This is a genomic window from Nocardia sp. NPDC059228, from assembly GCF_042754245.1.
Lineage (GTDB): Bacteria > Actinomycetota > Actinomycetes > Mycobacteriales > Mycobacteriaceae > Nocardia.
Genome location: NZ_JBHZAL010000005.1, coordinates 1 through 22,364, shown reverse-complemented (window position 1 = coordinate 22,364; position 22,364 = coordinate 1). Strand labels below are relative to the sequence as shown.

Below are 22,364 nucleotides of genomic sequence, written 5' to 3'. Positions count from 1 at the left end.
CGCCGCACACCGTGGACAGCGTCCCCGGTGCGCGGTGCGCGGCCGCTTCGCCCGGCGGGACGGCCGGAACTGCGCCGTTGCCGGGCGGATTCATCTCAGGCCCCGACCTCGACCGCGGTCAGCGCGTCGCCGACCAGGCCCGCGGCCAGGGTGTTGCCGCCTGCGGGGTCGATCAGCAGGAACGAACCGGTGTGGCGGTTGACGCTGTAGTCGTCGGCCACGATCGGGTCGGCCACGCGCACCGAGATGCGGCCGATGTCGTTGAGCGTCAGCGACTCCGGGTCCGGATCGGCGGCCAGGTGCTGCTCGTCGAAACGCTCCAGCAGCGCGCCGACAATGGCCTGCGTGGTGCGGGTGCCGTGCTTGAGCAGCAGGCGCGCGCCCGGGCGCAGCGGCTTGTCGCCGAGCCAGCAGACGGTGGCGTCGAAGGCCTCGATCGGCTCGGGAGCACCGGTGGCGGCGGCGATCACGTCACCGCGCGAGACATCCACGTCATCGGCCAGGATCAGGGTGACGCTGCGGCCGGGCTGGGCCGAACCCAGTTCACCGTTCGGGGTGTCGATGCGCTCGACCGTGGTGCGGGTGCCGGACGGCAGCACCACGACCTCGTCGCCCTTGGACACCACACCCGCCGCGACCTGACCCGCGTAGCCGCGGTAGTCCGGGTACTCGGCGGTGCGCGGCCGGATCACGTACTGCACCGGGAAACGCAGCCCCACCTCGTGGCGGCCGTGCACGTCCGCGTCCACCGGCACCGACTCCAGGTGCTCGATGAGCGAGGGTCCGTTGTAGTACGGGGTGTTCTCCGAGCGCGAGGCGACATTGTCGCCGTGCAGCGCGGAGACCGGGATCTCCTGCACATCGTCGGCCGACCAGCCGAGTTTGGCGGTCAGCTCGGCGAATTCGGAGGTGATCTTGTCGAACACGCCGGCCGGATCGTCCACCAGGTCGATCTTGTTGACGGCCAGCACCAGCTTCGGCACCCCCAGCAGCGCCATCACCGCGGCGTGCCGGCGGGTCTGCTCGATGACACCCTTGCGGGCGTCGACGAGCAGGATCACCAGCTGCGCGGTGGACGCGCCGGACACTGTGTTGCGGGTGTACTGGACGTGTCCCGGGGTGTCGGCGAGCACGAAAGACCGCTTGGGCGTGGCGAAGTAGCGGTACGCCACGTCGATGGTGATGCCCTGCTCGCGCTCGGCGCGCAGGCCGTCCACCAGCAGCGACAGGTCCGGCGTGGACAGACCCTTGTCGACCGAGGCGCGGGTCACCGCGTCGATCTGGTCCGCCAGCACGGACTTGGTGTCGTAGAGCAGCCGTCCGACCAGGGTGGACTTGCCGTCGTCGACCGATCCGGCGGTGGCCAGTCTCAATAGGTCGGACATCAGAAGTAACCCTCTCGCTTGCGGTCTTCCATGGCGGCTTCGGAGACGCGGTCGTCGCCGCGCGTCGCGCCACGTTCGGTGAGCCGGGACGCGGCGACCTCGGCGAGAATCGCGTCATTGTCGGCGGCGTCGGAAATGATTGCGCCGGTGGTGGATCCGTCGCCGACGGTGCGGTAGCGCACCGACTTGATCAGCAGCTCCTCGTTGTCGGCCGGGCCGCCCCACACGCCGGGGGTCATCCACATGCCGTCGCGCTGGTACACCGGGCGCTCGTGGGCGTAGTAGATGCTGGCCAGCTCCACGTCCTCGCGGGCGATGTAGCGCCAGATGTCGAGCTCGGTCCAGTTCGAGATCGGGAACACGCGCACGTGCTCGCCCGGAGCGTGCCGGCCGTTGTACAGGTTCCACAGCTCGGGCCGCTGCCGCTTCGGGTCCCAGCGGCCGAAGGCGTCGCGCAGCGAGAAGATGCGCTCCTTGGCGCGCGACCGCTCCTCGTCGCGGCGGCCGCCACCGAAGACCGCGTCGAAGCGGTTCTCGTTGATGGCGTCCAGCAGCGGCACGGTCTGCAGCGGATTGCGGATGCCGTCCGGGCGCTCCTGCAGGCGGCCGTCGGCGAGGTAGTCCTCGACCGATGCGACATGCAGTCGCAGGCCGTACTTCTCGACCACCTTGTCGCGGAAGTCGAGGACCTCGGGCAGGTTGTGCCCGGTGTCCACGTGCAGCAGCGCGAACGGCAGCGGCGCGGGCCAGAATGCCTTGATCGCCAGGTGCAGCAGCACCGTGGAGTCCTTACCGCCCGAGAAGAGGATGACGGGCCGTTCGAACTCGCCCGCTACCTCACGGAAGATATGGATGGACTCGGACTCCAGGGCGGCCAGAGTGTCGAAATCGGTCTCGATGGAAGTCATGATGCGTGCAACCCGCATTCGGTCTTGGCGAGCCCGGCCCAGCGGCCGGATCGCGGATCGGATCCAGGTTCCGGCTTCCGCGTGCACGGAGCGCAACCGATGGACGGATATCCCTCTTCGACAAGGGGATTCACGAGGATGCCGTTCGCCTCGATGTAGGCGGCCATCTCCTCGTCGGACCAGGCGGCGATCGGGTTGATCTTCACCAGGCCGAAGCCCTCGTCGAAGGAGATCAAGGGCGCATTGGCGCGGGTGGGCGCCTCCACCCGGCGGATGCCGGTGACCCAGGCGTTGTACCCGGTCAGCGACTTCTTCAGCGGCACCACCTTGCGCAGGCGGCAGCATTCGGCGGCGTCCCGCGCGAACAGGTCCTTACCGAGCAGCTGATCCTGTTCGGCCACACTGTGTTCCGGCTGTACATTGACGATGTTCACGCCGTACACCAGCTCGACCGCGTCACGGGTGCCGATGGTCTCGGCGAAGTGGTAACCGGTGTCGAGGAACAGCACATCCACGCCCGGGCGCACCTGGGCGGCCAGCTGCACCAGCACCGCGTCCTGCATGTTCGACGCCACGATGTAATTCGCGCCGAAGGTGTCCTCGGTCCACTGCAGCAGTTCCTGCGCGGTCGCGTTCGGGCCGAGTTCGGCGTTGCCCTTCTCGACCAGGGCGCGCAGCTCGGATTCCGCGAGTTTCGTTGTGGTCATTGACGTTTCTCCCAGCTACCGCAGGTCTGCTTCATCGGCTCGGACCGCCCACTGCGCGAAACGCTCCCCCTCATCACGGTTCTTGATGAAGTTGCGCACCACGCGCTCGATGTAGTCGCCCAGCTCTTCGCTGGTCACCTTGTGCTGCCGGAGCTTTCGGCCGAAGCCGGAGTCGAGGCCAAGGGAGCCGCCCAGGTGAACCTGGAAACCCTCCACTTGATTCCCGTCGCCGTCGTCGACCAGCTGGCCCTTGAAGCCGATGTCTGCGATCTGGGACCGGCCACAGGAGTTGGGGCAGCCGTTGATGTTCACCGTGATCGGCACGTCCAGGTCGGCATTGATATCCGCGAGCCGGGTCTCCAGCTCGGGCGCCAGCACCTGCGACCGCTTGCGGGTCTCGGTGAACGACAGCTTGCAGAACTCGATGCCACTGCACGCCAGCAGGTTCCGCCGCCAGTGCGACGGACGGCCGTGCAGGCCAAGCGGTTCCAGCTCCTCGATCAGCTGCTCGACCTTGTCGTCGGGGACGTCGAGCACGATGAGCTTCTGGTACGGGGTGAAACGGACCCGATCGGAGCCCGCGCGCTCGATCGCGTCGGCCGCCTGGCTCAGGATGGTGCCCGAGACGCGACCGGCGATGGGGGAGAAGCCGATCGCGTTCAGCCCGTTGCGCAGCTTCTGCACCCCGATGTGGTCGATGGGCCGCTTCGGCTGCTCCGGAGCCGGGCCGTCGATGAGCTTCCGCTTCAGGTACTCGGTCTCGAGCACCTCGCGGAACTTCTCGATGCCCCAGTCCTTCACGAGGAACTTGAGGCGGGCCTTGGTGCGCAGGCGGCGGTAGCCGTAGTCGCGGAACAGCGACACGACCGCCTCCCACACGTCGGGCACCTCGTTCAGCGGCACCCACACACCCACGCGCTGGGCCAGCATCGGGTTGGTCGACAGGCCGCCGCCCACCCACAGGTCCAGGCCCGGGCCGTGCTCGGGGTGCACGACGCCGACGAAGGCGACGTCGTTGATCTCGTGCACCACATCCTGCTGACCGGAGATGGCGGTCTTGAACTTGCGCGGCAGGTTGGAGTATTCCTTCTTGCCGATGTAGCGCTTGACGATCTCGTCGATGGCCCAGGTGGGATCGATGATCTCGGTGAGGGATTCACCCGCCAGCGGCGAGCCCAGCACCACGCGCGGGCAGTCGCCGCACGCCTCGGTGGTCTGCAGGCCGACCGCTTCGAGCCGCCGCCAGATCTCCGGCACGTTCTCGATCTCGATCCAGTGGTACTGGACGTTCTCGCGGTCGGATAGATCCGCGGTGTCGCGCGCGAACTCGGTGGAGATCTGCGCGAGGGTGCGCAGCTGCTCGAGATTCAGCGCACCGGCGTCGCAGCGCACCCGCATCATGAAGTAGCGGGCCTCGAGGATGTCGATGTTCTCGTCGCCGGTCCAGGTGCCGTCGTAGCCCTGCTCACGCTGGGTGTACAGACCCCACCAGCGCATACGGCCGCGCAGGTCGCTCTTGTCGATCGAGTCGAATCCGCCCTTGGCGTAGATGTTCTCGATACGCGCCCGCACGTTGAGCGGATTGTCGTCCTTCTTGCTCTGCTCGTTGGCATTGAGCGGCTCGCGGTACCCGAGCGCCCACTGTCCCTCGGACTTGCGCTTCACCGGTCGCGCGGTGCGCTCCCGCGGCGCGACGGGCGCTTCCGACCGCGGGCGATCCGGACGCACGCGTCGCTCCGCGGCGGGCTTGTCGGGCCGGGCGGGTCGAGCGTTATCGGAACTGGTGGCGTCGGTGCTCGACGTCATGGGGGTCGCTCCTGAAGGGTCTTGCGGGCAGGCGGGAGGGGCTGGCTCACGCCTCCGATATCAGAGAACCGGCTCTTACGGCGTCAGGTGGACGCCGGATTCCGGGAGAATGGGAGCCGATCTACCGGAGGCTTCCCGGCAGACAGCTCGCGCTGCAGACACGCTTGAAGTCGACATGGCGACGCGCCACGAGTCGCACTCCAAGTCCAGTCATGCGGCTTATTGTGCCACGTCAGAAGGGTCGCTCCGACTGCCGGATCGAATTTTCCGCAGTTTCCCGGGAAATCCCCTGGATATATTGTCCGATTTGTGACGGGCATCATAGATCAACGCCCGGCATGCCTTTTGAACGGTTGACCTGAACGGCTGTGCCGGCGAGGCTACGTCATCCGATCGGCGTCGGATGCCGCGAGGCGGGCCTTGGCCGCCGCCAGCCGGCCCAGTTCATCGGCCAGTTCGGGGGAGATCGCCCAGTCCGGCCGATCGATGAATCCGGCCGGTAGGTACGGCGAACGGATGGCCGTCCGATAGCCCAGATCCCGCGCCCAGCAGGCCAGAGCCAGCAGCGGCAGCGCGAAGACGCCCTCGGGATCGTTGCGCCAGGTGTCGTTGTCGAAGAAGGCGCGATGCAGCCGCAGCGCGTTCGTCATCTCCCAGTCGAAGCCCTCGGAATCGCCGTCCGCCAGGCGCAGGAACACCTCCACGGCCGGCCGGAACAGCAGGTCCGTCACCCGCTGCGCACCCACCCGGCTGGTGGTGTCCAGCGCCCACGCCGCCTCGTACACGCTCTTCGGGCCGAACCGCCAGGCCGTCTGCAGCAGCCGCACCCACTCGTACTGGAAGTCGTCGAAGGCGCCGTCACCGAACTCGCGCAGCCGCTCGATCGGATATTCGACCAGCTCACCCATGGCCTCGGCATCGCGGGCGACGAGCGTCCACCAGAACGCCGCCCGCCAGCCCGCGACCCGGTCGTACCTGTCGAAGCCGGATTCGATACCGCTCGCCCGGAAACGCCGCGTCACCGTCTGCTCGGTCGAATGCGCGAAATACCAGGTCCGCGCCCGAAACGCCGGCGGATCCGACATCAGCATGGTGGCCAGCAGCACGCCGTCCATCGACCGCGAGAAGTTCGGGCCCTCCGGCCGCACCGGCAGCCGCGACCGATAGACCACCGGCGCCACGGAGCCCTCGTCGACCTCCCTGATCGACCTGGCATCGACCCCGTGCCGAGGTACCTCGATCATCGGCCCGTCCCCGTCCGCACCTGGAGCCGATCGCCCGGCTCGCCGAAATCCCTTGGAATGTATCCGGATTCGAGGTGCCGCGCAGTCCGAGCAGCGTCCCCGCGCGGGCGGGTGCGCTGTGACCGGGGCAACCGGTCACACTGGATGAGTGACCTCGACTGCTCCCCAACAGACCTCCGGCACTGCCGCGGCGGCCGCCGCCGACGTGCCGGTGCTGCGCGATTTCGGGGGCGGGCCGTTCGGCATCTACATCCACGTACCGTTCTGTGCGACGCGGTGCGGGTATTGCGACTTCAACACCTATACGGCTGGGGAGTTGGGGAGCTCGTCGTCGCCGCAATCCTGGTTCGAGGCGCTGAAGGGTGAACTCGCCACGGCGGCACGGGAATTCGACGGGCTGCCGTCCGCCGCGCCGGCGGTGGAGACCGTGTTCGTGGGCGGTGGCACGCCGTCGCTGCTCGGTGGGGACGGGCTCGCGGGGGTGCTCGACGCCATTCGCGACAACTTCACGCTCGCGCCCGGGGCCGAAGTGACCACCGAGTCCAATCCGGAATCCACCTCGCCCGGATTCTTCGATCGCATCCACGCGGCCGGGTACAACCGCGTCTCGCTGGGCATGCAGTCCGCCGCCCAGCACGTGCTGAAGATCCTGGACCGGACCCACACGCCCGGCCGGGCCGTGGCCGCCGCCAAGGAGGCTCGCGCCGCGGGCATCGCGCATGTCAATCTGGACCTCATCTACGGCACGCCCGGCGAAACCGACGCCGACCTCGACGCCAGCCTCGATGCCGTGCTGTCCGCCGGGGTCGACCATGTGTCGGCCTACTCCCTGATCGTCGAGGACGGCACCGCCCTGGCCCGCCGGGTCCGGCGCGGCGAACTTCCCGCCCCCGACGACGACGTGCTCGCCGCCCGCTACGAGCGCATCGACACCCGTCTGGCCGCGGCCGGCCTGGAGTGGTACGAGGTCTCCAACTGGGCCGCCTCCGACGCGGCCCGCTGCCGCCACAACCTCGGCTACTGGGACGGCGGCGACTGGCTCGGCGCGGGGCCGGGCGCGCACAGTCACGTCGGCGGCGTCCGCTGGTGGAACGTGAAACACCCGGCGCGCTACGCGGATCGGGTGACCACCGGCGCCCTCCCCGCCGCGGGCTGGGAGTCCCTCACGCCCGAGGAGCGCTACACCGAGCGCGTCATGCTCACCGTCCGGCTCCGGACGGGCCTCCCGCTGGCCGATCTCGATGCCGACGGCCGCGCCGCCGCTGACGGCGTCATCGCCGATGGCCTGGCCGAACGGGTGAACGACCACCTGATTCTCACCGACCGCGGCCGACTGCTCGCGGACGGTGTTGTCCGCACCCTCCTGGGCTGACCTCGGCGCCTGCGCCCGATGGGGCCGGCCGGACCGATCGTTTCCGTTCCGGATCGCGGTCGGACTCGGGCTGTGACCTGCGGAGATCGGCGAACATCCGGTAGAACCGGTCGGTCCGGACTAGATTGACGGACGGAGATTTCGTACAGCCGGTCCGTATCGCGGTCGGAGCCTCGGCCGCGGCCCGCGCACTGAAGCGTCCCGAACTACGTCCGCAGCGTCCCGAACAACTTCCGCAGCGCCCCGAACAACCTTCGGCCCGAGGACATCTCATGGTGAAGCCACTGGTGCGACCCGTCGAACTCCTGCATCGCCTTCGTGCCCGCGCCGGTCACACCGCCGGCCGCGTGAGCGCAGCCGCGGTAGCGTCGGCGCTCGTCGTGACCCCACTCGCCGCGGCGCCGGCCACGGCTGCGCCCATGCCCACGATCGTCCTGGTGCACGGCGCCTTCGCCGACTCCTCCAGCTGGGACGGCGTGGCAGCCCGGCTGCGCGCCGACGGCTATTCCGTTGTGACGCCGGAGAATCCATTGCGCGGTCCCGCCTACGACGCGGCGGCGATCCAGCGCACGATCGACGGCATCGCGGGTCCGATCGTGCTGGTCGGACACTCCTACGGCGGCACCGTGATCAGCAATGTGCACGACTCGAAGATCGAATCCCTGGTCTACATCTCGGCTTTCGCGCCGACCCAGGGTGAAGCCGCACTGCTGGAACTGAATCCGATCCAGTACCCCGGCTCGCAACTCACCCTCGCCCTGCGGCTGAAGGTGGTGACCGACCAGCAGGGGATCGCGGGCGGGAATGTGGACGCCTACATCGACCCCGCCAGTTTCCCCGACGTCTTCGCCCAGGACGTCGATCCGACCACCGCCGCCGCCATGGCCGCCCGCCAGCACTCCCTGGCCCTGTCCGCCAACCTCGAACCCTCGGGCTCGCCCGCCTGGGCCGCCACGCCGAGCTGGTATCTGGTCAGCACCGCCGACCGCGTGATTCCCCCTGCGTCCCAATGGGATATGGCCGAGCGCATGAACGCCCACACCTCCTCGATCGACGCCTCCCACGCCGGACTCGTCTCCCACCCGGCCGACGTGGCCGCAGTCGTGGAGGCCGCCGCCGGTCAGTGACAGCGGGCACCGCACATGCGCCGACTCCGCGCAGGTGGCGGGCGGTGGCACAGCGACTTGCGCCGGGGACACTAAACTGGGGGAGATAATCCGGGAAATCCGCGTGGCCGGTGCCGAATGATCGGCTGCTTCCTGCCGCGGAGGGCTCGGGCGTGCACGAGGCGTACCCGAGGGCGAGCAAGGAGGTGGGGCCATCATGTCGAGCACCGAGCAACGACGGCTCGAGGTCCTACGGGCCATCGTCGCGGACTACATCGCGACGAAGGAGCCCATCGGGTCCAAGACCCTGGTCGAACGGCACAATCTGGGTGTCTCCAGCGCCACCGTCCGCAATGACATGGCGGTGCTCGAGGCCGAGGGCTACATCGCCCAGCCGCACACCTCCTCCGGCCGCATCCCCACCGACAAGGGCTATCGGCAGTTCGTCGACCACATCTCCGAGGTCAAGCCGCTGTCCGGCGCGGAACGCCGCGCGATCATGGAATTCCTGGAGAGCGGCGTCGATCTCGACGACGTGCTGCGCCGCGGCGTCCGCCTGCTGGCCCAGCTGACCCGGCAGGTCGCGATGGTCCAGTACCCGACCGTGTCCGCGTCCACCGTGCGCCACATCGAGGTCGTCGCGCTCAACCCGGCCCGCCTGCTGCTGGTCGTGATCACCGACACCGGCCGCGTCGACCAGCGCCTGGTCGATCTGGGCGCCGTCGTCAGCGAGGACGATCTGGCCGCCCTGCGCGGCATGCTCGGCAAGGCCATGGAGGGCAAGCGCCTGGCCGCCGCGTCCGCGTCGGTCGCCGAACTTCCCGAGCATTCCCCGTCGCCCAAGCTCCGCGATGTGCTCATCCGCGTCTCCACCGTGCTGGTCGAGACGCTGGTCGAGCATCCGGAGGAGCGCCTGGTGCTGGGCGGTACCGCCAACCTCACCCGCAATGCCTCCGACTTCGCCGGGAATGGTTTCCCGGGTTCGCTGCGTTCGGTCCTGGAGGCCCTCGAGGAGCAGGTGATCGTGCTGAAGCTGCTGGCCGCGGCACAGGTCCCCGGTACCGTGACGGTCCAGATCGGCGAGGAGACCAAGGTCGAGCAGATGCGCGGGACGGCCGTGGTGTCCACCGGTTACGGGCTGACCGGTACGGTGCTCGGAGGTATGGGGGTGCTCGGACCGACCCGCATGGACTACCCGGGGACCATTGCCTCGGTGGCGGCTGTCGCCCGATACATCGGTGAGGTGCTCGCCGAACGGTGAGCAGCGTAAAAGGACGAAACAGGACTAGAGAGCGCACGTGGCACGGGACTATTACGCACTGCTCGGAGTCGCACGCGGTGCGACCGACCAGGAGATCAAGCGCGCCTACCGGAAGTTGGCGCGTGAACTGCATCCCGACGTCAATCCGGACCCGGAGGCCCAGGAGAAGTTCCGTGAGGTCTCCACGGCCTACGAGGTGCTGTCCGACGCGGAGAAGCGGCGCATCGTCGACCTCGGTGGTGATCCGCTGGAATCCGCCGGCGGCATGGGCGGCGGCTTCTCCGGCGCCGGATTCGGTGGCCTCGGCGACGTGTTCGAGGCTTTCTTCGGCGGCATGAACGCCTCCGGCGGCACCCGCAAGCCGCGCGGCCGCGTGCAGCCGGGCGCGGATTCGCTGCTGCGCACGCGACTGTCGTTGCAGGAGTGCGCGGTCGGTGTCACCAAGCACCTGACCGTCGACACCGCCATCCTCTGCGACCTGTGCCAGGGCTCCGGCACCAACGGCAATTCGAAGCCGGTGCGCTGTGAGACCTGTGGCGGCGCGGGCGAGGTGCAGACCGTGCAGCGTTCCTTCCTCGGCCAGGTCATGACCTCCCGCCCCTGCCCCACCTGCCGGGGCGCGGGCGAGACCATCCCCGACCCCTGCCGCAAGTGTGGCGGCGACGGGCGCGTGCGCTCGCGCCGCGAGATCGCCGCGCCCATCCCGGCCGGTGTCGCCAACGGCATGCGGGTGCGGCTGGCCGCGCAGGGCGAGGTCGGCCCCGGCGGCGGCCCCGCCGGCGACCTGTACGTGGAGATCGTCGAGCAGCCGCACGACACGTTCGTGCGCGACGCCGACGACCTGCACTGCACCATCCGCGTCCCCATGGTGGACGCCGCGCTCGGCACGACCGTCGTCATCGACACCATCCTCGACGGCCCGGTGGAGCTGACCATCCCGGCGGGCACCCAGCCCGGCGAGGCGTCGGTGCTGCGCGGCCACGGCATGCCCAAGCTGCGCGCCAACTCGCGCGGCGACCTGATCGCGCACCTCGACATCGTGGTGCCGAGCAAGCTCGACTCCAAGCAGGCCGACCTGCTGCGCAAGTACAAGGGCATGCGGGTGAACGAGCACACCGAGGTCCTCTCGGCGCAGTCCGAGCACAACTCGGGCCTGTTCGCACGCCTGCGCGCCTCCTTCAGCGGACGCTGATCCGTTGGCCGCCACCGTCTTCTACCTCGACGACATTCCCGAACCGGGTGCGACCGCGGTGCTGGACGGCCCCGAGGGCCGCCACGCCGCCACGGTGCGCCGCATCCGGGTCGGGGAACCCATCACCCTCTCCGACGGGCACGGGATCCTCGCCGACTCGGAAGTGGTTGCGGCCCAGAAGGATCGCCTCGAACTCGAGGTGCTGGCCAAACGGGTGGCACCGCCCTGGACCCCGCAGGTGACGGTGGTCCAGGCCCTGCCCAAGTCCGACCGTTCGGAACTGGCAGTCGAACTCATGACGGAGGCGGGCGCCGACGCCATCGTCCCCTGGCAGGCCCTGCGCTGCGTCTCCAACTGGGAAGCCAAGGCCCGCAAGGGCGTCGAGAAGTGGCGCGCCGCCGCCAAACAGGCCGCCCGCCAATCCCGCCGCGCCTACATCCCGGACGTCGCCGACCTCCACACCACGCGCGACCTCCTGGACCTGGTCCGCACCGCTAAGGCGAACGGCGCTATCGTCGCCGCCCTCCACGAGTCCGGCGAATCCCGCCTGACCGACCTTTCTTTCACCGGCGTCCCCGAAGTGGTCCTGATCGTCGGCCCCGAAGGCGGCCTCGACGACTCGGAACTGAAGGCCCTCGCCGATGCCGGCGCCGACGTGGTCCTGCTCGGCCCGACCGTGCTGCGCACCTCCACCGCGGCCGCCGTCGCCCTCGGCGCGCTGGGCGCGCTCACCCCGCGCTGGTAGGCCGCCTCGCGCCGTTCGCCACGGAATGGATTCGGGGGTGCGGCAGTTGGATGACACCGGTGTGTTACCCCTGCTGGTAGCCGTCTATTCACTGGGCGGTGTCGGTGGGCGGCGGTAAACTTCTGTCAACGAAAACGGCATCGAGACCGGAAAGCAGGCCATAGCCACTTTTGAGAACACCAGGCGAAATCGGCGATCAGAGCACACCCATTGCCGGCATCGGCGCCGGCGTCAACGGTTCCGGACCGGCGGGACGGACCGTTCGTTCCAGTATCGAATTGGCACCGGAATCGGTGTTCGGTTTCCTGGGTTCGGCTGACGAGAACCTGCGTGAGCTCGAGCGCCTCCTCGATGCCGACATCCACGTTCGTGGCAACTCCGTCACGCTGACCGGCAAACCGGCCGATGTCGCGCTGGCGGAACGAGTGGTGGCACAGCTGGTCGCGCTCACCGCGCGTAATCGGGTGGTCTCGCCCGAGGCCGTGCGGCACACCTACTCCATGCTCACCGAGGGCTCCTCGGATTCTCCGGCGGAGGTGCTGAGCCTGGACATCCTGTCGCGGCGCGGCAGGACCATCCGGCCCAAGACGCTCAATCAGAAGCGCTATGTCGACGCCATCGACGCGCACACCATCGTGTTCGGGGTGGGGCCGGCCGGTACCGGCAAGACGTATCTGGCCATGGCCAAGGCCGTGCAGGCGTTGCAGACCAAGCAGGTCAACCGCATCATCCTGACCCGGCCCGCGGTCGAGGCGGGGGAGCGGCTGGGCTTCCTGCCGGGCACGCTGAACGAGAAGATCGACCCGTACCTACGCCCGCTCTACGACGCCCTGCACGACATGATGGATCCGGAGGCGATCCCGAAGCTCATGCAGGCCGGTGTCATCGAGGTCGCCCCGCTGGCCTACATGCGCGGTCGCACGCTCAACGACTCGTTCATCATTCTGGACGAGGCGCAGAACACCACGGCCGAGCAGATGAAGATGTTCCTCACCCGCCTGGGCTTCGGGTCCAAGATCGTGGTGACCGGTGACATCACCCAGGTCGATCTGCCGCACGGCGCGCGCTCGGGTCTGCGCGCGGCGACGGAGATCCTGCACGGCATCGACGACATCCATATCGCGGAGCTCACCAGCGCCGATGTGGTCCGTCACCGGCTGGTCGGGGAGATCGTCGACGCCTACGACCGGTTCGAGGCGGAGTCGCGGCCCCCGGCCGCGGTCCACTACCCCGGCAATCGGGCACAGCGACGTGCCGCGAGCCGAGGAGAGCGACGCTGACCTCTCCCTCTAGGCTGTTCGGGTGAGTATCGAGATCGCCAACGAATCGGGTATCGAGGTATCCGAAGAAGAACTGGTCAGCGTCGCGCGGTTCGTCATCGCTCAGATGGATGTGCATCCGGCGGCCGAGCTGTCGATGGTGCTGGTCGATCTCGACACCATGGCGGATCTGCACATGCGCTGGATGGACCTACCGGGTCCCACCGATGTCATGTCATTCCCCATGGACGAGCTGGAGCCGGGCGGGCGGCCCGATGCCGCCGAGCCCGGCCCCTCCATGCTCGGCGACATCGTGCTCTGCCCCGAGTTCGCGGCCCAGCAGGCCGAGAAGGCCGGGCACTCCATGGATCACGAGCTGGCGCTGCTGACCGTGCACGGCGTCCTGCACCTCCTCGGCTACGACCATGCCGAGCCGGAGGAGGAGAAGGAGATGTTCGCGTTGCAGGCCTCCCTGCTGGAGGGCTGGTACGAGAACGTGCGCCAGGAAATGCGCCGCGCGGAGCTCGCCGAGCGCGACCAGCGGCTGCTGGGCAAGACCGGATTCACCGATACCGCCGGTGATCCGCTGGGCCCGGCGTGAATTCATTCGTTCTGCTCCTGCTGGCGATCGTCCTGGTCCCCGCCGGTGGCGTGTTCGCAGCGCTGGATTCGGCGCTGAACACGATTTCGCCTGCGCGCGTGGAGGATCTGGTGCGTGCCGATCGGACCGGCGCGGCGCGGCTGGCGCGCATCATCGCGGATCGGCCGCGCTATGTGAATCTCATGGTGCTGCTGCGTCTCACGTGCGAGATCACCGCGACGGTGCTGCTGGCGGCGGTGCTCATGGACTGGCTGGACGAGGGCCCGGCGCTGCTGATCACCGCGGCGGTCATGGTGCTGGTCGACTATCTGGTGATCGGTGTCGGGCCGCGCACGCTGGGCCGCCAGCACGCGTATTCGCTGGCGCTGGGCGCGTCGCTGCCGTTGCAGGCGATCGGCTCGCTGCTGGGCCCGGTCAGCCGGCTGCTGATTCTGATCGGTAATGCGATCACCCCCGGTAAGGGTTTCCGCAACGGCCCCTTCGCCTCCGAGATCGAGCTGCGCGAGGTGGTGGATCTGGCGGGGGAGCGCGGCGTGGTGGATGCCGGCGAGCGCCGCATGATCCAGTCTGTTTTCGAGCTCGACACCACCCCGGCCCGCGAGGTCATGGTGCCGCGCACCGAGATGGTGTGGATCGAGGCGGAGAAGACTGCGGCGCAGGCCATGTCGCTGGCGGTGCGGTCGGGGCACTCGCGAATTCCGGTGGTGGGCGAGAACGTCGACGACATTCTGGGTGTCGTCTACCTGAAAGACCTGGTGCCGTACGCGGATCGGAGCCGGAAGGTGAAGGTGCGGCAGGTCATGCGGTCCGCCGTGTTCATGCCGGACTCCAAGCCGCTGGATGCGCTGCTGGACGAAATGCAGCGGCGCAGAAACCATATGGCGGTGCTGGTGGACGAGTACGGCGGCATCGCCGGGCTGGTCACCATCGAGGACATCCTCGAGGAGATCGTGGGCGAGATCGCCGACGAGTACGACAAGGACGAGATCGCGCCGATCGAGAAGATCGGCCCGGGCAAGTTCCGGGTCTCGGCGCGACTGCCGGTGGACGACCTGGGCGAGCTGTTCGACATGGAGATCGAGGACGAGGACGTCGACACCGTCGGCGGTCTGCTCGCCCACGCCCTGGGCCGCGTCCCGCTGCCCGGCTCCAAGGCCGTCATCCACGGCCTGCAACTGAAGGGGGAGGGCGCGGCCGACGCGCGCGGCCGCATGCGGATCCACACCGTGGTGGTGCGCAAGAGCCCGGAGCAGACGAGAACCGAACCGGCGGAACACGAACCGGCCGACGGCGCACACGAGGATGGAGAGGCCGATGATTGAGTTGGATGCGGAGGACAACAAGCTGTTGGTCCTCGCCCGTGGCGCCATGGGCCGCACCGGCGGCAATGGCGGCGCGGCCGTGCGTGATTCGGACGGACGCACCTACGCGGCCGGAACCGTGGCGCTGACCGCGCTGAAACTGACCGCGTTGCAGTCGGCGGTGGCGGCCGCGATCTCCAGTGGCGCAGGCGGTTTCGAGGCGGCCGTGGTGGTCGCGGGCAAGCTGTCGGATCCCGGGGTGTCGGCCGTGCGTGAGGTTTCGCCGTCGGCGCGCATCATTTTCACCGATGCCAAGGGCGCGGTGTTCGACGTGCTGGAGGCCGGTACGCCCGCGGATTACGGCGTCGAGAATCCCATTGCGGCACAGCAGCCCATGGCGGGTGACGCGGCCGGTGAGCGCGAGGTCCCGGCGGGCTTCGACGTGGAGACCGAATCGGAGGTTTTCGAGTGAGCGGCCAGGGTCAGGACAGCGGTGAATTCCGGTCCGGCTTCGTGTGTTTCGTGGGCCGGCCGAACACCGGCAAGTCCACGCTCACCAATGCCATGGTGGGGCAGAAGATCGCCATCACCTCCTCGCGGCCGCAGACCACGCGGCACACCATTCGCGGCATCGTGCACCGCGATCACGCGCAGCTGATCCTGGTGGACACCCCCGGTCTGCACCGGCCGCGCACGCTGCTCGGCCAGCGCCTCAACGACCTGGTGCGCGACACGTATTCGGAAGTCGACGTCATCGCCGTCTGCATTCCGGCGGACGAGAAGATCGGTCCGGGTGACCGCTGGATCGTCGATCAGATCAAGACCATGGCGCCCAAGACGACCCTGCTCGGTGTGGTCACCAAGATCGACAAGGTGAGTCGCGACCAGGTCGCCCACCAGCTCATGGCGGTGTCCCAGCTGCTCGGCCCCGAGGCCGAGGTGGTCCCGGTCTCCGCGGTCAAGGGCGAGCAGGTCGAGGTGCTCGTCGACGTCATCGCCTCCCAGATGCCCGAGGGACCGGCCTTCTACCCCGACGGCGAACTCACCGATGAGCCCGAGGAAGTCCTGATGGCCGAGCTCATTCGCGAGGCGGCCCTCGAGGGCGTCCGCGACGAGCTCCCGCACTCGCTGGCGGTGGTGATCGAGGAGGTCCTCGAACGCGAGGAGAACGAGGACCAGGAGACCGACGGCCGCCGCTCCGCCGAGGGCATGCTCGACGTCCACGCCCTCCTCTACGTCGAACGGCCCAGCCAGAAGGCCATCATCATCGGCAAGGGCGGCGCCCGCCTCAAGGAGGTCGGCACCAACGCCCGCAAGCAGATCGAGCACATCCTCGGCACCCGCATCTACCTCCACCTGCACGTGAAGGTCGCCAAGGACTGGCAGCGCGACCCGAAACAGCTCGGCAAGCTCGGCTTCTGACCCGCTGCCTGCCCGCGGCCACCTGAGCGGCCGCGGGCAGATTCGGCGGATCGCTCTGTGCCGTCGGTGATTTCGGGGTCGCCGCAGCGCGGGGCCAGGTGTCGGCTGGGCGTAAGTCCCTGTGGGGCGGACGCGTCGGCGCGTAGTCCAGGCCGTCAGTGCATCGGACGGGTCGCCTCCTGGCCGCGGGTCAGGGCTGGGGCCACCAGGGTGTCGGGCGGTTCTTGTGCCATTCCAGCTCCGATTCCAATTGGGCCGCAACCGAAACCAGGAGCGGTTCGGAGTTGGCGGGGCCCATGAGCTGGGAGCCGACGGGGAGGCCGGTGGCGGTGAAGCCGGAGGGGATGTTGACGGCGGGCCAGCCGAGGACGTTCCAGGGCCAGGTGTAGGGGCAGGCCGCGGTGATGAGTTCGTCGGTGGCCCAGCTGCCGATGTCGTCGATCTCGTGGACGCCCGGCGGCGGGGTGGCCGTGGTCGGGGCCAGCACCAGGTCGAAGTCGTCGAAGATGCGGCCGGTTCGCATGCGCAGCAGGGGTTCTGCGCGGCGGGCGGCGAACAGCAGCGGCGAGAGGATGCGGCCCACGGCGGCATTGTGGATGGTGCGCGGATCCACCTGCGCGCCGGGGAGGCGGTCCAGCGCCTCGCGAATGCCGACCATGGAGCGCGGGAGGAAGGTCGCACCCATCAGCACGCCGTAGTGGACGTCGGCGACGGTGACCTCGTGACCGAGGCGGCGCAGCGTGGCGGCGGTGGCGTGCACCCGGGCCTCCACCTCGCGGTCGAGCGTGGTCCTGGTGGCGGTGAACGGGATTCGCAGGGAGAGCGCGATGCGCAGGCGGCCGGGATCGCGGCCGACGGCGTCGGAGACACGCAGTGCGGGCGGGGTGTGCAGGTCGCCCGGATGAGGTCCGGCGGCGGCGTCCAGCAGGAGCGCCGCATCGGCGACGGTGCGGGCCAAGGGGCCGTTCACGGTGAGCCCGTAGAAGGCTTCCGGCAGCGGCCAGGTGGAGATGCGGCCGCGCTGCGGCTTGATGCCGACCAGGTTGTTCCAGGCCGCCGGGATGCGCACCGAGCCTGCGCCGTCGGATCCCAGTGCGGCGGGTACCAATCCGGCCGCCACCGCCGCGCCGGATCCGCCGGACGACCCGCCCGGCGTGTGGCCGGCGCTCCAGGGATTCGTGGTGTGCCCGAAGGCGTCTCCGCTGGTGAACGGCAGCTGCCCGAGCTCGCAGGTATTGGTCTTGCCGACGATCACCGCCCCGGCCGCGCGCAGCCGCCGCACCGACTCCGCGTCCTCGGTCTTGGCGGGGAATTCGCCGCCGCAGCCGAAAGCTGTTGGGGTGCCGGTCAAGTCGGTGTCGTCCTTGATGGCCAGCGGCACCCCGAGCAGGGGCTCGCGGTGCCCGGCGGCGAGTTTGCGGTCGGCGTCGGCGGCCTCGGCGAGCGCTTCGGCCCGTCGCACGATCCGGAAGGCATTGAGCGCTCCCTGGCTGGCCTCGATCCGGTCGAGTGCCGCGCTGGTCGCTTCGACCGAGGTGAGTGTGCCTGCCGCCAGTGCCGCCGCGAGTTCCGCCAGCCCGAGCTCGCCAACCGACGCCATTGTCATGTGAATCCCGTCTCTCCCGTACTCGGGAGTAACCTAGCGCGATTCTGGTCACACGTCCAACGTGTGGCGGCGTGATCGACCGGGCAGTGGTCGATCACGCCTCATCGGCGGCGAGGGCGCGGCCGATGTGTCCCACGGCGATCCACACCAGCGGCGTGCCGGTGTAGCGCATCCGACTCCTCGGTCCGAGGGTCGCGCTCAGCGTGCGTCGCGCGGCCAATCGCGGGCCAACGAAGTTCTAATCGGCACACACCCGGTAACTCGTCGTGGTCCGGTCGGTCGCGCGTGCGAGACTGTTGCGGTGCGGTTGTATCGGGATCAGGCGGTGGTGCTGCGCCAGCACAAGCTGGGCGAGGCGGACCGCATCGTCACGCTGCTGACCCGCCAGCACGGCCTGGTGCGCGCGGTCGCCAAGGGTGTGCGGCGCACCCGCTCCAAGTTCGGGGCCCGGCTGGAACCGTTCGCCTATGTGGATGTGCAGCTGCATCCGGGCCGCAATCTCGACACCGTCACCCAGGTGCACACGATCGAGACCTTCGCCGCCGATATCGTCGCCGACTACGGCCGCTACACCACCGCCTGCGCCGTGCTCGAGACCGCCGAGCGCCTGGCGGGCGAGGAGGGCGCACCCGCCACCCGCCTGCACACCCTCACCGCCGGCGCGCTGCGCGCCATCGCGCTGGGCCGCCGCCCCCACGAACTGATCCTGGACGCATACCTGTTGCGCGCCATGGCTTTCGCCGGTTGGGCGCCCGCCCTCGACGACTGCGCCCGCTGCGCCACCCCCGGCCCGCACCGCGCCTTCCATGTGGCCGCGGGCGGCGCGGTGTGCGTGCACTGCCGTCCGCCCGGCGCGGCCACGCCCATGGTCGGCGTTCTCGACCACATGAGCGCTCTCAATCGGGGCGACTGGTCCGGTGTCGACGCCGTCCCCGACGCCATGCGCCGCCAGGCCAGCGGTCTCATCGCCGCGCATCTGCAGTGGCACCTGGAGCGGCAGCTGCGCACGCTGCCGCTCATCGAGCGCACCCGCCCGCACGAGGCCGTCGACCGCGACGCCGTGGCCGCGCGTCCCCGTGCCGCCATCGGCTGATCCTGGGGCGAATCACCCGGGGAGTCCCGGTGAGCGGGCGCGGGAAAGCGGGTCCGGATCAGTGAGATTCGATGCAGCGCCATTGAATGTCAGGGAGCCTGAAGTTCACGGCGTGTCGGGTTGTCCTCAGCGCCCAGCTGACCGGCCGGGCACTCGGCGGCGGGGAAATGCCGGTTTCCCCGCCGCCGTACGCCGTCCGGTGGAGGAAATGTGGAGGTCCGGTGGCAATGGTGTGGGCGCCGTCCGGCCTCGCGGAGCGTCGGGCAGGATGGTGGGCGTGATCGGGAACCGGAAGTCATCGACTGAGCAGCGTGTTGTGCGGCCGCCGTCGCCGCATCCGTCGGGGGCGAAGCCGCCGGCGATTCCGGCGGAATTCGTGCCCAGGCATGTGGCGCTGGTGATGGACGGCAACGGCCGCTGGGCCCAGGAGCGTGGGCTGCCCCGCACCGCGGGCCACGAGCGCGGCGAGGCGGTGCTCATGGACACCGTCGAGGGCTGTATCGAGATGGGCGTGAAGTGGCTGTCGGCCTACGCCTTCTCCACCGAGAACTGGCGGCGCAGCCCCGACGAGGTGCGCTTCCTGATGGGCTTCAATCGCGATGTGATCCGCCGCCGCCGTGACGAGATGCACGAGATGGGTGTGCGGGTGCGCTGGGCCGGCCGCCGACCGCGCCTGTGGCGCAGCGTGATCAAGGAATTGGAGATCGCGGAGGAGCTCACCCGGGACAATACGGTGATGACCCTCACCATGTGCGTCAACTACGGCGGCCGTGCCGAGATCGCCGACGCCGCACGGGAAATCGCGCGCCGGGTGGCCGCCGGCGAACTCGACCCGGAGAAGATCACCGAGGCCACCGTGGCCCGCTACCTCGACGAACCCGATATGCCGGACGTGGACCTGTTCCTGCGTCCCTCGGGTGAACTGCGCACCTCCAACTTCCTGATCTGGCAGGCCGCGTACGCCGAATTCGTGTTCCAGGAAACGCTTTTCCCCGATTTCGACCGCCGCAACCTCTGGGACGCCTGCCTGGAGTACGCCAAGCGTGACCGTCGCTTCGGAGGCGTGAAATGACCGACCAGCTCACTCCGGCCGACGAACTCCAGCTACGTGCCAAGGCCCTGCTCATGCGCTACGGCGTCGACGTCCGCGAGGAGGAGGGCGGTCTCGGCTTCGAGTACGAGGGCGCGCTCTGCTCGCTGCGCGGTGTCAATTTGTCGCCCGGCCTGGACGTCCTGGCCCTCATGTGCATCCTGGCCTGGGACCGTCCGGTGAAACCGCAGCTGCACAAGCGGGTCGCCGAACGCAATGCCGCGCTCCAGTTCGGCACGCTCACCGTCGTGTCCCGCGAGAAGCTCGCGGACGTCATCCTGCGCTACACCTTCCCGGCCGCGGGGCTCGAGGACGAGCCCCTGGCGACCATCCTGCTGCTGACCCTCTCCGGCGCGGGCCGTGCCCGCCAGGGCCTGCTGCCCTGACGCTGGACCGGACCCGCGGGCTTCTCGATCCGTCGAGGGCTGCGCAGGCGCTGTGGGTTTCGGCCTGCGCTGAGCAGCCCTCGTCAGGTGGGTGCGATTTCAGGGATGCCGACCGCGGCGCTGCGCCGGTAGTCGGGGACGAGGAGTTCCACGCCGCGGTACAGGGTATCGGGATCGACGTCGCCCATGATCAGGTGCTGCAGGATGAAGCCGGGCAAGATGCCCAGCATGGTCTTGGCGACCGCGTCGGTGTCGGAATCAGGTGGTAGCCAGCCGATTTCGCGCATGCGCAGCGCGTATTCGTGCCAGAGGCGGCGGATGCCGCCGAGGGTGGTGCGGACGTAGTCGGCGATATTGGGGTCGGTCAGGGCCAGCGACCAGGCCTGGGGAATGAGACGAACCGGGCCGCCAGGGGCGCTGAGCCGGACGATGGCGTCCGCGACCGTGCTGATCAGCTCGGCGGGGCTGGGTAGCGGGTCGCTGTGCACCGCCTCGTACAGGGCCGCGTGTAGTTCGGTGCTCGCTTCGGAGGTGAGCGCTGCGATGATGTCGTCTTTGGACTTGAAGTACCGGTAGACCGCCCCGGCCGAGAGGCCGGATTCGGCGAAGACGTCCTGCATGGTGGTGGCGTGCAGGCCCTTACGGGCGAAGCAGGACTGTGCGGCGTCGAGAATCTGCTGCCGACGGCGTTCCAGGTGTTCCTCGCTGACTCTGGGCATGGGCCCAAAGTAAAACGAATATCCGTTCTTGACAAGGTGACATTGGGGTGTCAGCCTTGTCCTCAATAAAAGAACGAACCTTCGCTTTCTTTGGATGTGTCATGAACACAGTGCAGCGTTCCCTCGCCCTCGGTCTCGCCGCGGCCGCCATTCAGGCTCTGATGCTCATCGCCTTCGCCTGGCCCGCCGCCCGCGTCGCGCCCCGGGATCTGCCCATCGCCATCACCGGCCCGCAGGCCGCCGCGGTCGCGCAGCAGCTGACCGATCGTGAGCCCGGCGGCTTCGACATCCGCACCGTCGCGGACGAATCCACCGCTCGCGACGCCATCGAACATCGAGATGTGTACGGGGCCATCCTGACCGGCGGACAGCCCCGGGTGCTGATCGCCTCGGCCGCGAGTCCGATTGTGGCCCAGCAGCTCTCGGCCTTCGCGCAACAGCTGAACGGCGCGCAGGCGGCACCGGTGCAGGACGTGGTCGCCGCCGACGTCCACGATCCGCGCGGAAGCGGTTTCGGCGCAATGGTTCTCCCGCTGGTCATGTCCGGCCTGGCCGGTGGCGTGCTGCTGACCCTGCTGGTGCCGTCGCTGCGCGCCCGTGCTCTCGGCCTGGCCGTCTTCGCGATCGCCGGTGGGCTGCTGAGCATGTCGATCGTCCAGGGCTGGCTGCACCTGCTCCCCGGCGCGTACCTGGCCATGGCCTCGATCAGCGGCCTGGTCTCCCTCGCCGTCGCCGGCACCGTGGTCGGTCTGGCCGCCGTGCTCGGTCCGGCGGGCATCGGCCTGGGCGCGCTCACCATGCTGCTGGTCGGAAACCCCTTCTCCGGAGCCACCTCCGCGCCCGAGCTGCTGCCCAAGCCGTGGGGCGAGATCGGCCAGCTGCTGCCGCCCGGTGCCGCCGCCACGCTGCTCCGCTCGACGGCCTTCTTCGGTGACGCCGCCATCGCGGGCCCGCTGACGGTCCTGCTGTGCTGGGCCGCGGCCGGTCTCGCTCTCCTCGGTGTGGGGATCGCCCGCACTCGGCGGACCGTCCCGGCCCTCGCCCCGGACCTGGTGCCGGCGGCCTGAACTCGGTATCCGGACAGCAGAAGCCGCGCGCCCCCGCCCGATGGGGGGGGGGGGCGGCGCGGGGGGCGGGGAGCGGGTGTGGGCGGGGTTGTGG

General features: G+C 69.2%; 21 protein-coding genes and 1 pseudogene. 14 read left to right on the top strand and 8 right to left on the bottom strand.

Features of this window, described 5'->3' with window-relative positions; all coding sequences use genetic code 11:
* Window positions 1–95: 95 nt before the first annotated feature.
* The 6 genes from ACFXKA_RS10345 to ACFXKA_RS10320 form a co-directional block, all read right to left on the bottom strand.
* Window positions 96–1,385 carry a sulfate adenylyltransferase subunit 1 gene (locus ACFXKA_RS10345; RefSeq protein ID WP_379426939.1) on the bottom strand — a complete coding sequence of 430 codons (1,290 nt, stop codon included), beginning with the start codon at window positions 1,383–1,385 and terminating at the stop codon, window positions 96–98.
* A complete protein-coding gene (gene cysD, locus ACFXKA_RS10340) occupies window positions 1,385–2,311 on the bottom strand; it encodes a sulfate adenylyltransferase subunit CysD (RefSeq protein WP_379426938.1) in 927 nt (308 codons plus the stop codon). Before cysD ends, ACFXKA_RS10345 begins: the two co-directional genes overlap by 1 nt.
* The gene (locus ACFXKA_RS10335; RefSeq protein ID WP_354835471.1) at window positions 2,290–3,000 is read right to left on the bottom strand and encodes a phosphoadenylyl-sulfate reductase; all 711 of its coding nucleotides are present in this window, start codon (window positions 2,998–3,000) and stop codon (window positions 2,290–2,292) included. Before ACFXKA_RS10335 ends, cysD begins: the two co-directional genes overlap by 22 nt.
* A 15-nt stretch (window positions 3,001–3,015) precedes the next feature.
* Window positions 3,016–4,806, bottom strand: a complete 1,791-nt coding sequence (locus tag ACFXKA_RS10330; RefSeq protein WP_379426937.1) for a nitrite/sulfite reductase — start codon at window positions 4,804–4,806, stop codon at window positions 3,016–3,018.
* 121 nt (window positions 4,807–4,927) lie between these two features.
* Window positions 4,928–5,020, bottom strand: a complete 93-nt coding sequence (locus ACFXKA_RS10325) for an Ms4527A family Cys-rich leader peptide (RefSeq protein ID WP_354835468.1) — start codon at window positions 5,018–5,020, stop codon at window positions 4,928–4,930.
* A 166-nt stretch (window positions 5,021–5,186) separates the two neighbouring features.
* Window positions 5,187–6,050 (bottom strand): immunity 49 family protein, encoded by an 864-nt coding sequence (locus ACFXKA_RS10320; RefSeq protein ID WP_354835467.1) that lies wholly within the window; start codon window positions 6,048–6,050, stop codon window positions 5,187–5,189.
* Between the two features lie 205 nt (window positions 6,051–6,255).
* Between ACFXKA_RS10320 and hemW the strand changes: the two genes are divergently transcribed.
* The 10 genes and pseudogenes from hemW to era all read left to right on the top strand — a co-directional run bounded on the left by hemW (window position 6,256) and on the right by era (window position 16,309).
* Complete coding sequence (gene hemW / locus ACFXKA_RS10315) at window positions 6,256–7,422, top strand: radical SAM family heme chaperone HemW (protein ID WP_379427209.1); 1,167 nt, start codon at window positions 6,256–6,258, stop codon at window positions 7,420–7,422.
* Between the two features lie 272 nt (window positions 7,423–7,694).
* Window positions 7,695–8,549: a lipase family alpha/beta hydrolase gene (locus tag ACFXKA_RS10310; RefSeq protein WP_379426936.1), complete on the top strand. Its 855-nt coding sequence runs from the start codon at window positions 7,695–7,697 to the stop codon at window positions 8,547–8,549.
* Between the two features lie 196 nt (window positions 8,550–8,745).
* Window positions 8,746–9,789 (top strand): heat-inducible transcriptional repressor HrcA, encoded by a 1,044-nt coding sequence (gene hrcA, locus ACFXKA_RS10305; protein ID WP_379426935.1) that lies wholly within the window; start codon window positions 8,746–8,748, stop codon window positions 9,787–9,789.
* 37 nt (window positions 9,790–9,826) lie between these two features.
* Window positions 9,827–10,981: a molecular chaperone DnaJ gene (gene dnaJ, locus ACFXKA_RS10300; RefSeq protein ID WP_354835464.1), complete on the top strand. Its 1,155-nt coding sequence runs from the start codon at window positions 9,827–9,829 to the stop codon at window positions 10,979–10,981.
* A 4-nt stretch (window positions 10,982–10,985) separates the two neighbouring features.
* Window positions 10,986–11,726, top strand: a complete 741-nt coding sequence (locus tag ACFXKA_RS10295; protein ID WP_354835463.1) for a 16S rRNA (uracil(1498)-N(3))-methyltransferase — start codon at window positions 10,986–10,988, stop codon at window positions 11,724–11,726.
* 209 nt (window positions 11,727–11,935) lie between these two features.
* Complete coding sequence (locus ACFXKA_RS10290; RefSeq protein WP_354835996.1) at window positions 11,936–13,006, top strand: PhoH family protein; 1,071 nt, start codon at window positions 11,936–11,938, stop codon at window positions 13,004–13,006.
* Window positions 13,007–13,028: 22 nt separating this feature from the next.
* Window positions 13,029–13,586 (top strand): rRNA maturation RNase YbeY, encoded by a 558-nt coding sequence (gene ybeY / locus ACFXKA_RS10285; protein ID WP_379426934.1) that lies wholly within the window; start codon window positions 13,029–13,031, stop codon window positions 13,584–13,586.
* Window positions 13,583–14,908: a hemolysin family protein gene (locus tag ACFXKA_RS10280; protein ID WP_379426933.1), complete on the top strand. Its 1,326-nt coding sequence runs from the start codon at window positions 13,583–13,585 to the stop codon at window positions 14,906–14,908. The genes ybeY and ACFXKA_RS10280 overlap by 4 nt, the downstream gene beginning before the upstream one ends.
* Window positions 14,901–15,218: pseudogene (locus tag ACFXKA_RS10275) on the top strand (cytidine deaminase); the annotation flags it as partial. The gene ACFXKA_RS10280 and the pseudogene ACFXKA_RS10275, both read left to right, overlap by 8 nt.
* 137 nt (window positions 15,219–15,355) lie before the next feature.
* Window positions 15,356–16,309: a GTPase Era gene (era, locus tag ACFXKA_RS10270; RefSeq protein ID WP_354835460.1), complete on the top strand. Its 954-nt coding sequence runs from the start codon at window positions 15,356–15,358 to the stop codon at window positions 16,307–16,309.
* A 190-nt stretch (window positions 16,310–16,499) separates the two neighbouring features.
* Here era and ACFXKA_RS10265 read toward each other — a convergent pair whose 3' ends face one another.
* Window positions 16,500–17,909, bottom strand: coding sequence for an amidase (locus tag ACFXKA_RS10265; protein WP_379426932.1), 1,410 nt, complete (start codon window positions 17,907–17,909; stop codon window positions 16,500–16,502).
* Between the two features lie 307 nt (window positions 17,910–18,216).
* On the opposite strand from ACFXKA_RS10265, the gene recO reads away from it, so the two are divergent.
* From recO to ACFXKA_RS10250, 3 genes are all read left to right on the top strand, one after another.
* Window positions 18,217–19,008, top strand: a complete 792-nt coding sequence (recO, locus tag ACFXKA_RS10260) for a DNA repair protein RecO (RefSeq protein ID WP_379426931.1) — start codon at window positions 18,217–18,219, stop codon at window positions 19,006–19,008.
* A gap of 268 nt (window positions 19,009–19,276) precedes the next feature.
* A complete protein-coding gene (locus ACFXKA_RS10255; RefSeq protein WP_354835454.1) occupies window positions 19,277–20,080 on the top strand; it encodes an isoprenyl transferase in 804 nt (267 codons plus the stop codon).
* On the top strand, window positions 20,077–20,484 hold the full coding sequence (locus tag ACFXKA_RS10250) for a hypothetical protein (protein WP_379426930.1): 408 nt from the start codon (window positions 20,077–20,079) through the stop codon (window positions 20,482–20,484). Before ACFXKA_RS10255 ends, ACFXKA_RS10250 begins: the two co-directional genes overlap by 4 nt.
* A gap of 83 nt (window positions 20,485–20,567) precedes the next feature.
* Here the strand turns inward: ACFXKA_RS10250 and ACFXKA_RS10245 are convergent, their stop codons facing one another.
* Complete coding sequence (locus ACFXKA_RS10245; RefSeq protein WP_354835452.1) at window positions 20,568–21,203, bottom strand: TetR/AcrR family transcriptional regulator; 636 nt, start codon at window positions 21,201–21,203, stop codon at window positions 20,568–20,570.
* 101 nt (window positions 21,204–21,304) lie between these two features.
* On the opposite strand from ACFXKA_RS10245, the gene ACFXKA_RS10240 reads away from it, so the two are divergent.
* On the top strand, window positions 21,305–22,270 hold the full coding sequence (locus ACFXKA_RS10240; protein WP_354835450.1) for a hypothetical protein: 966 nt from the start codon (window positions 21,305–21,307) through the stop codon (window positions 22,268–22,270).
* Window positions 22,271–22,364: the final 94 nt, after the last annotated feature.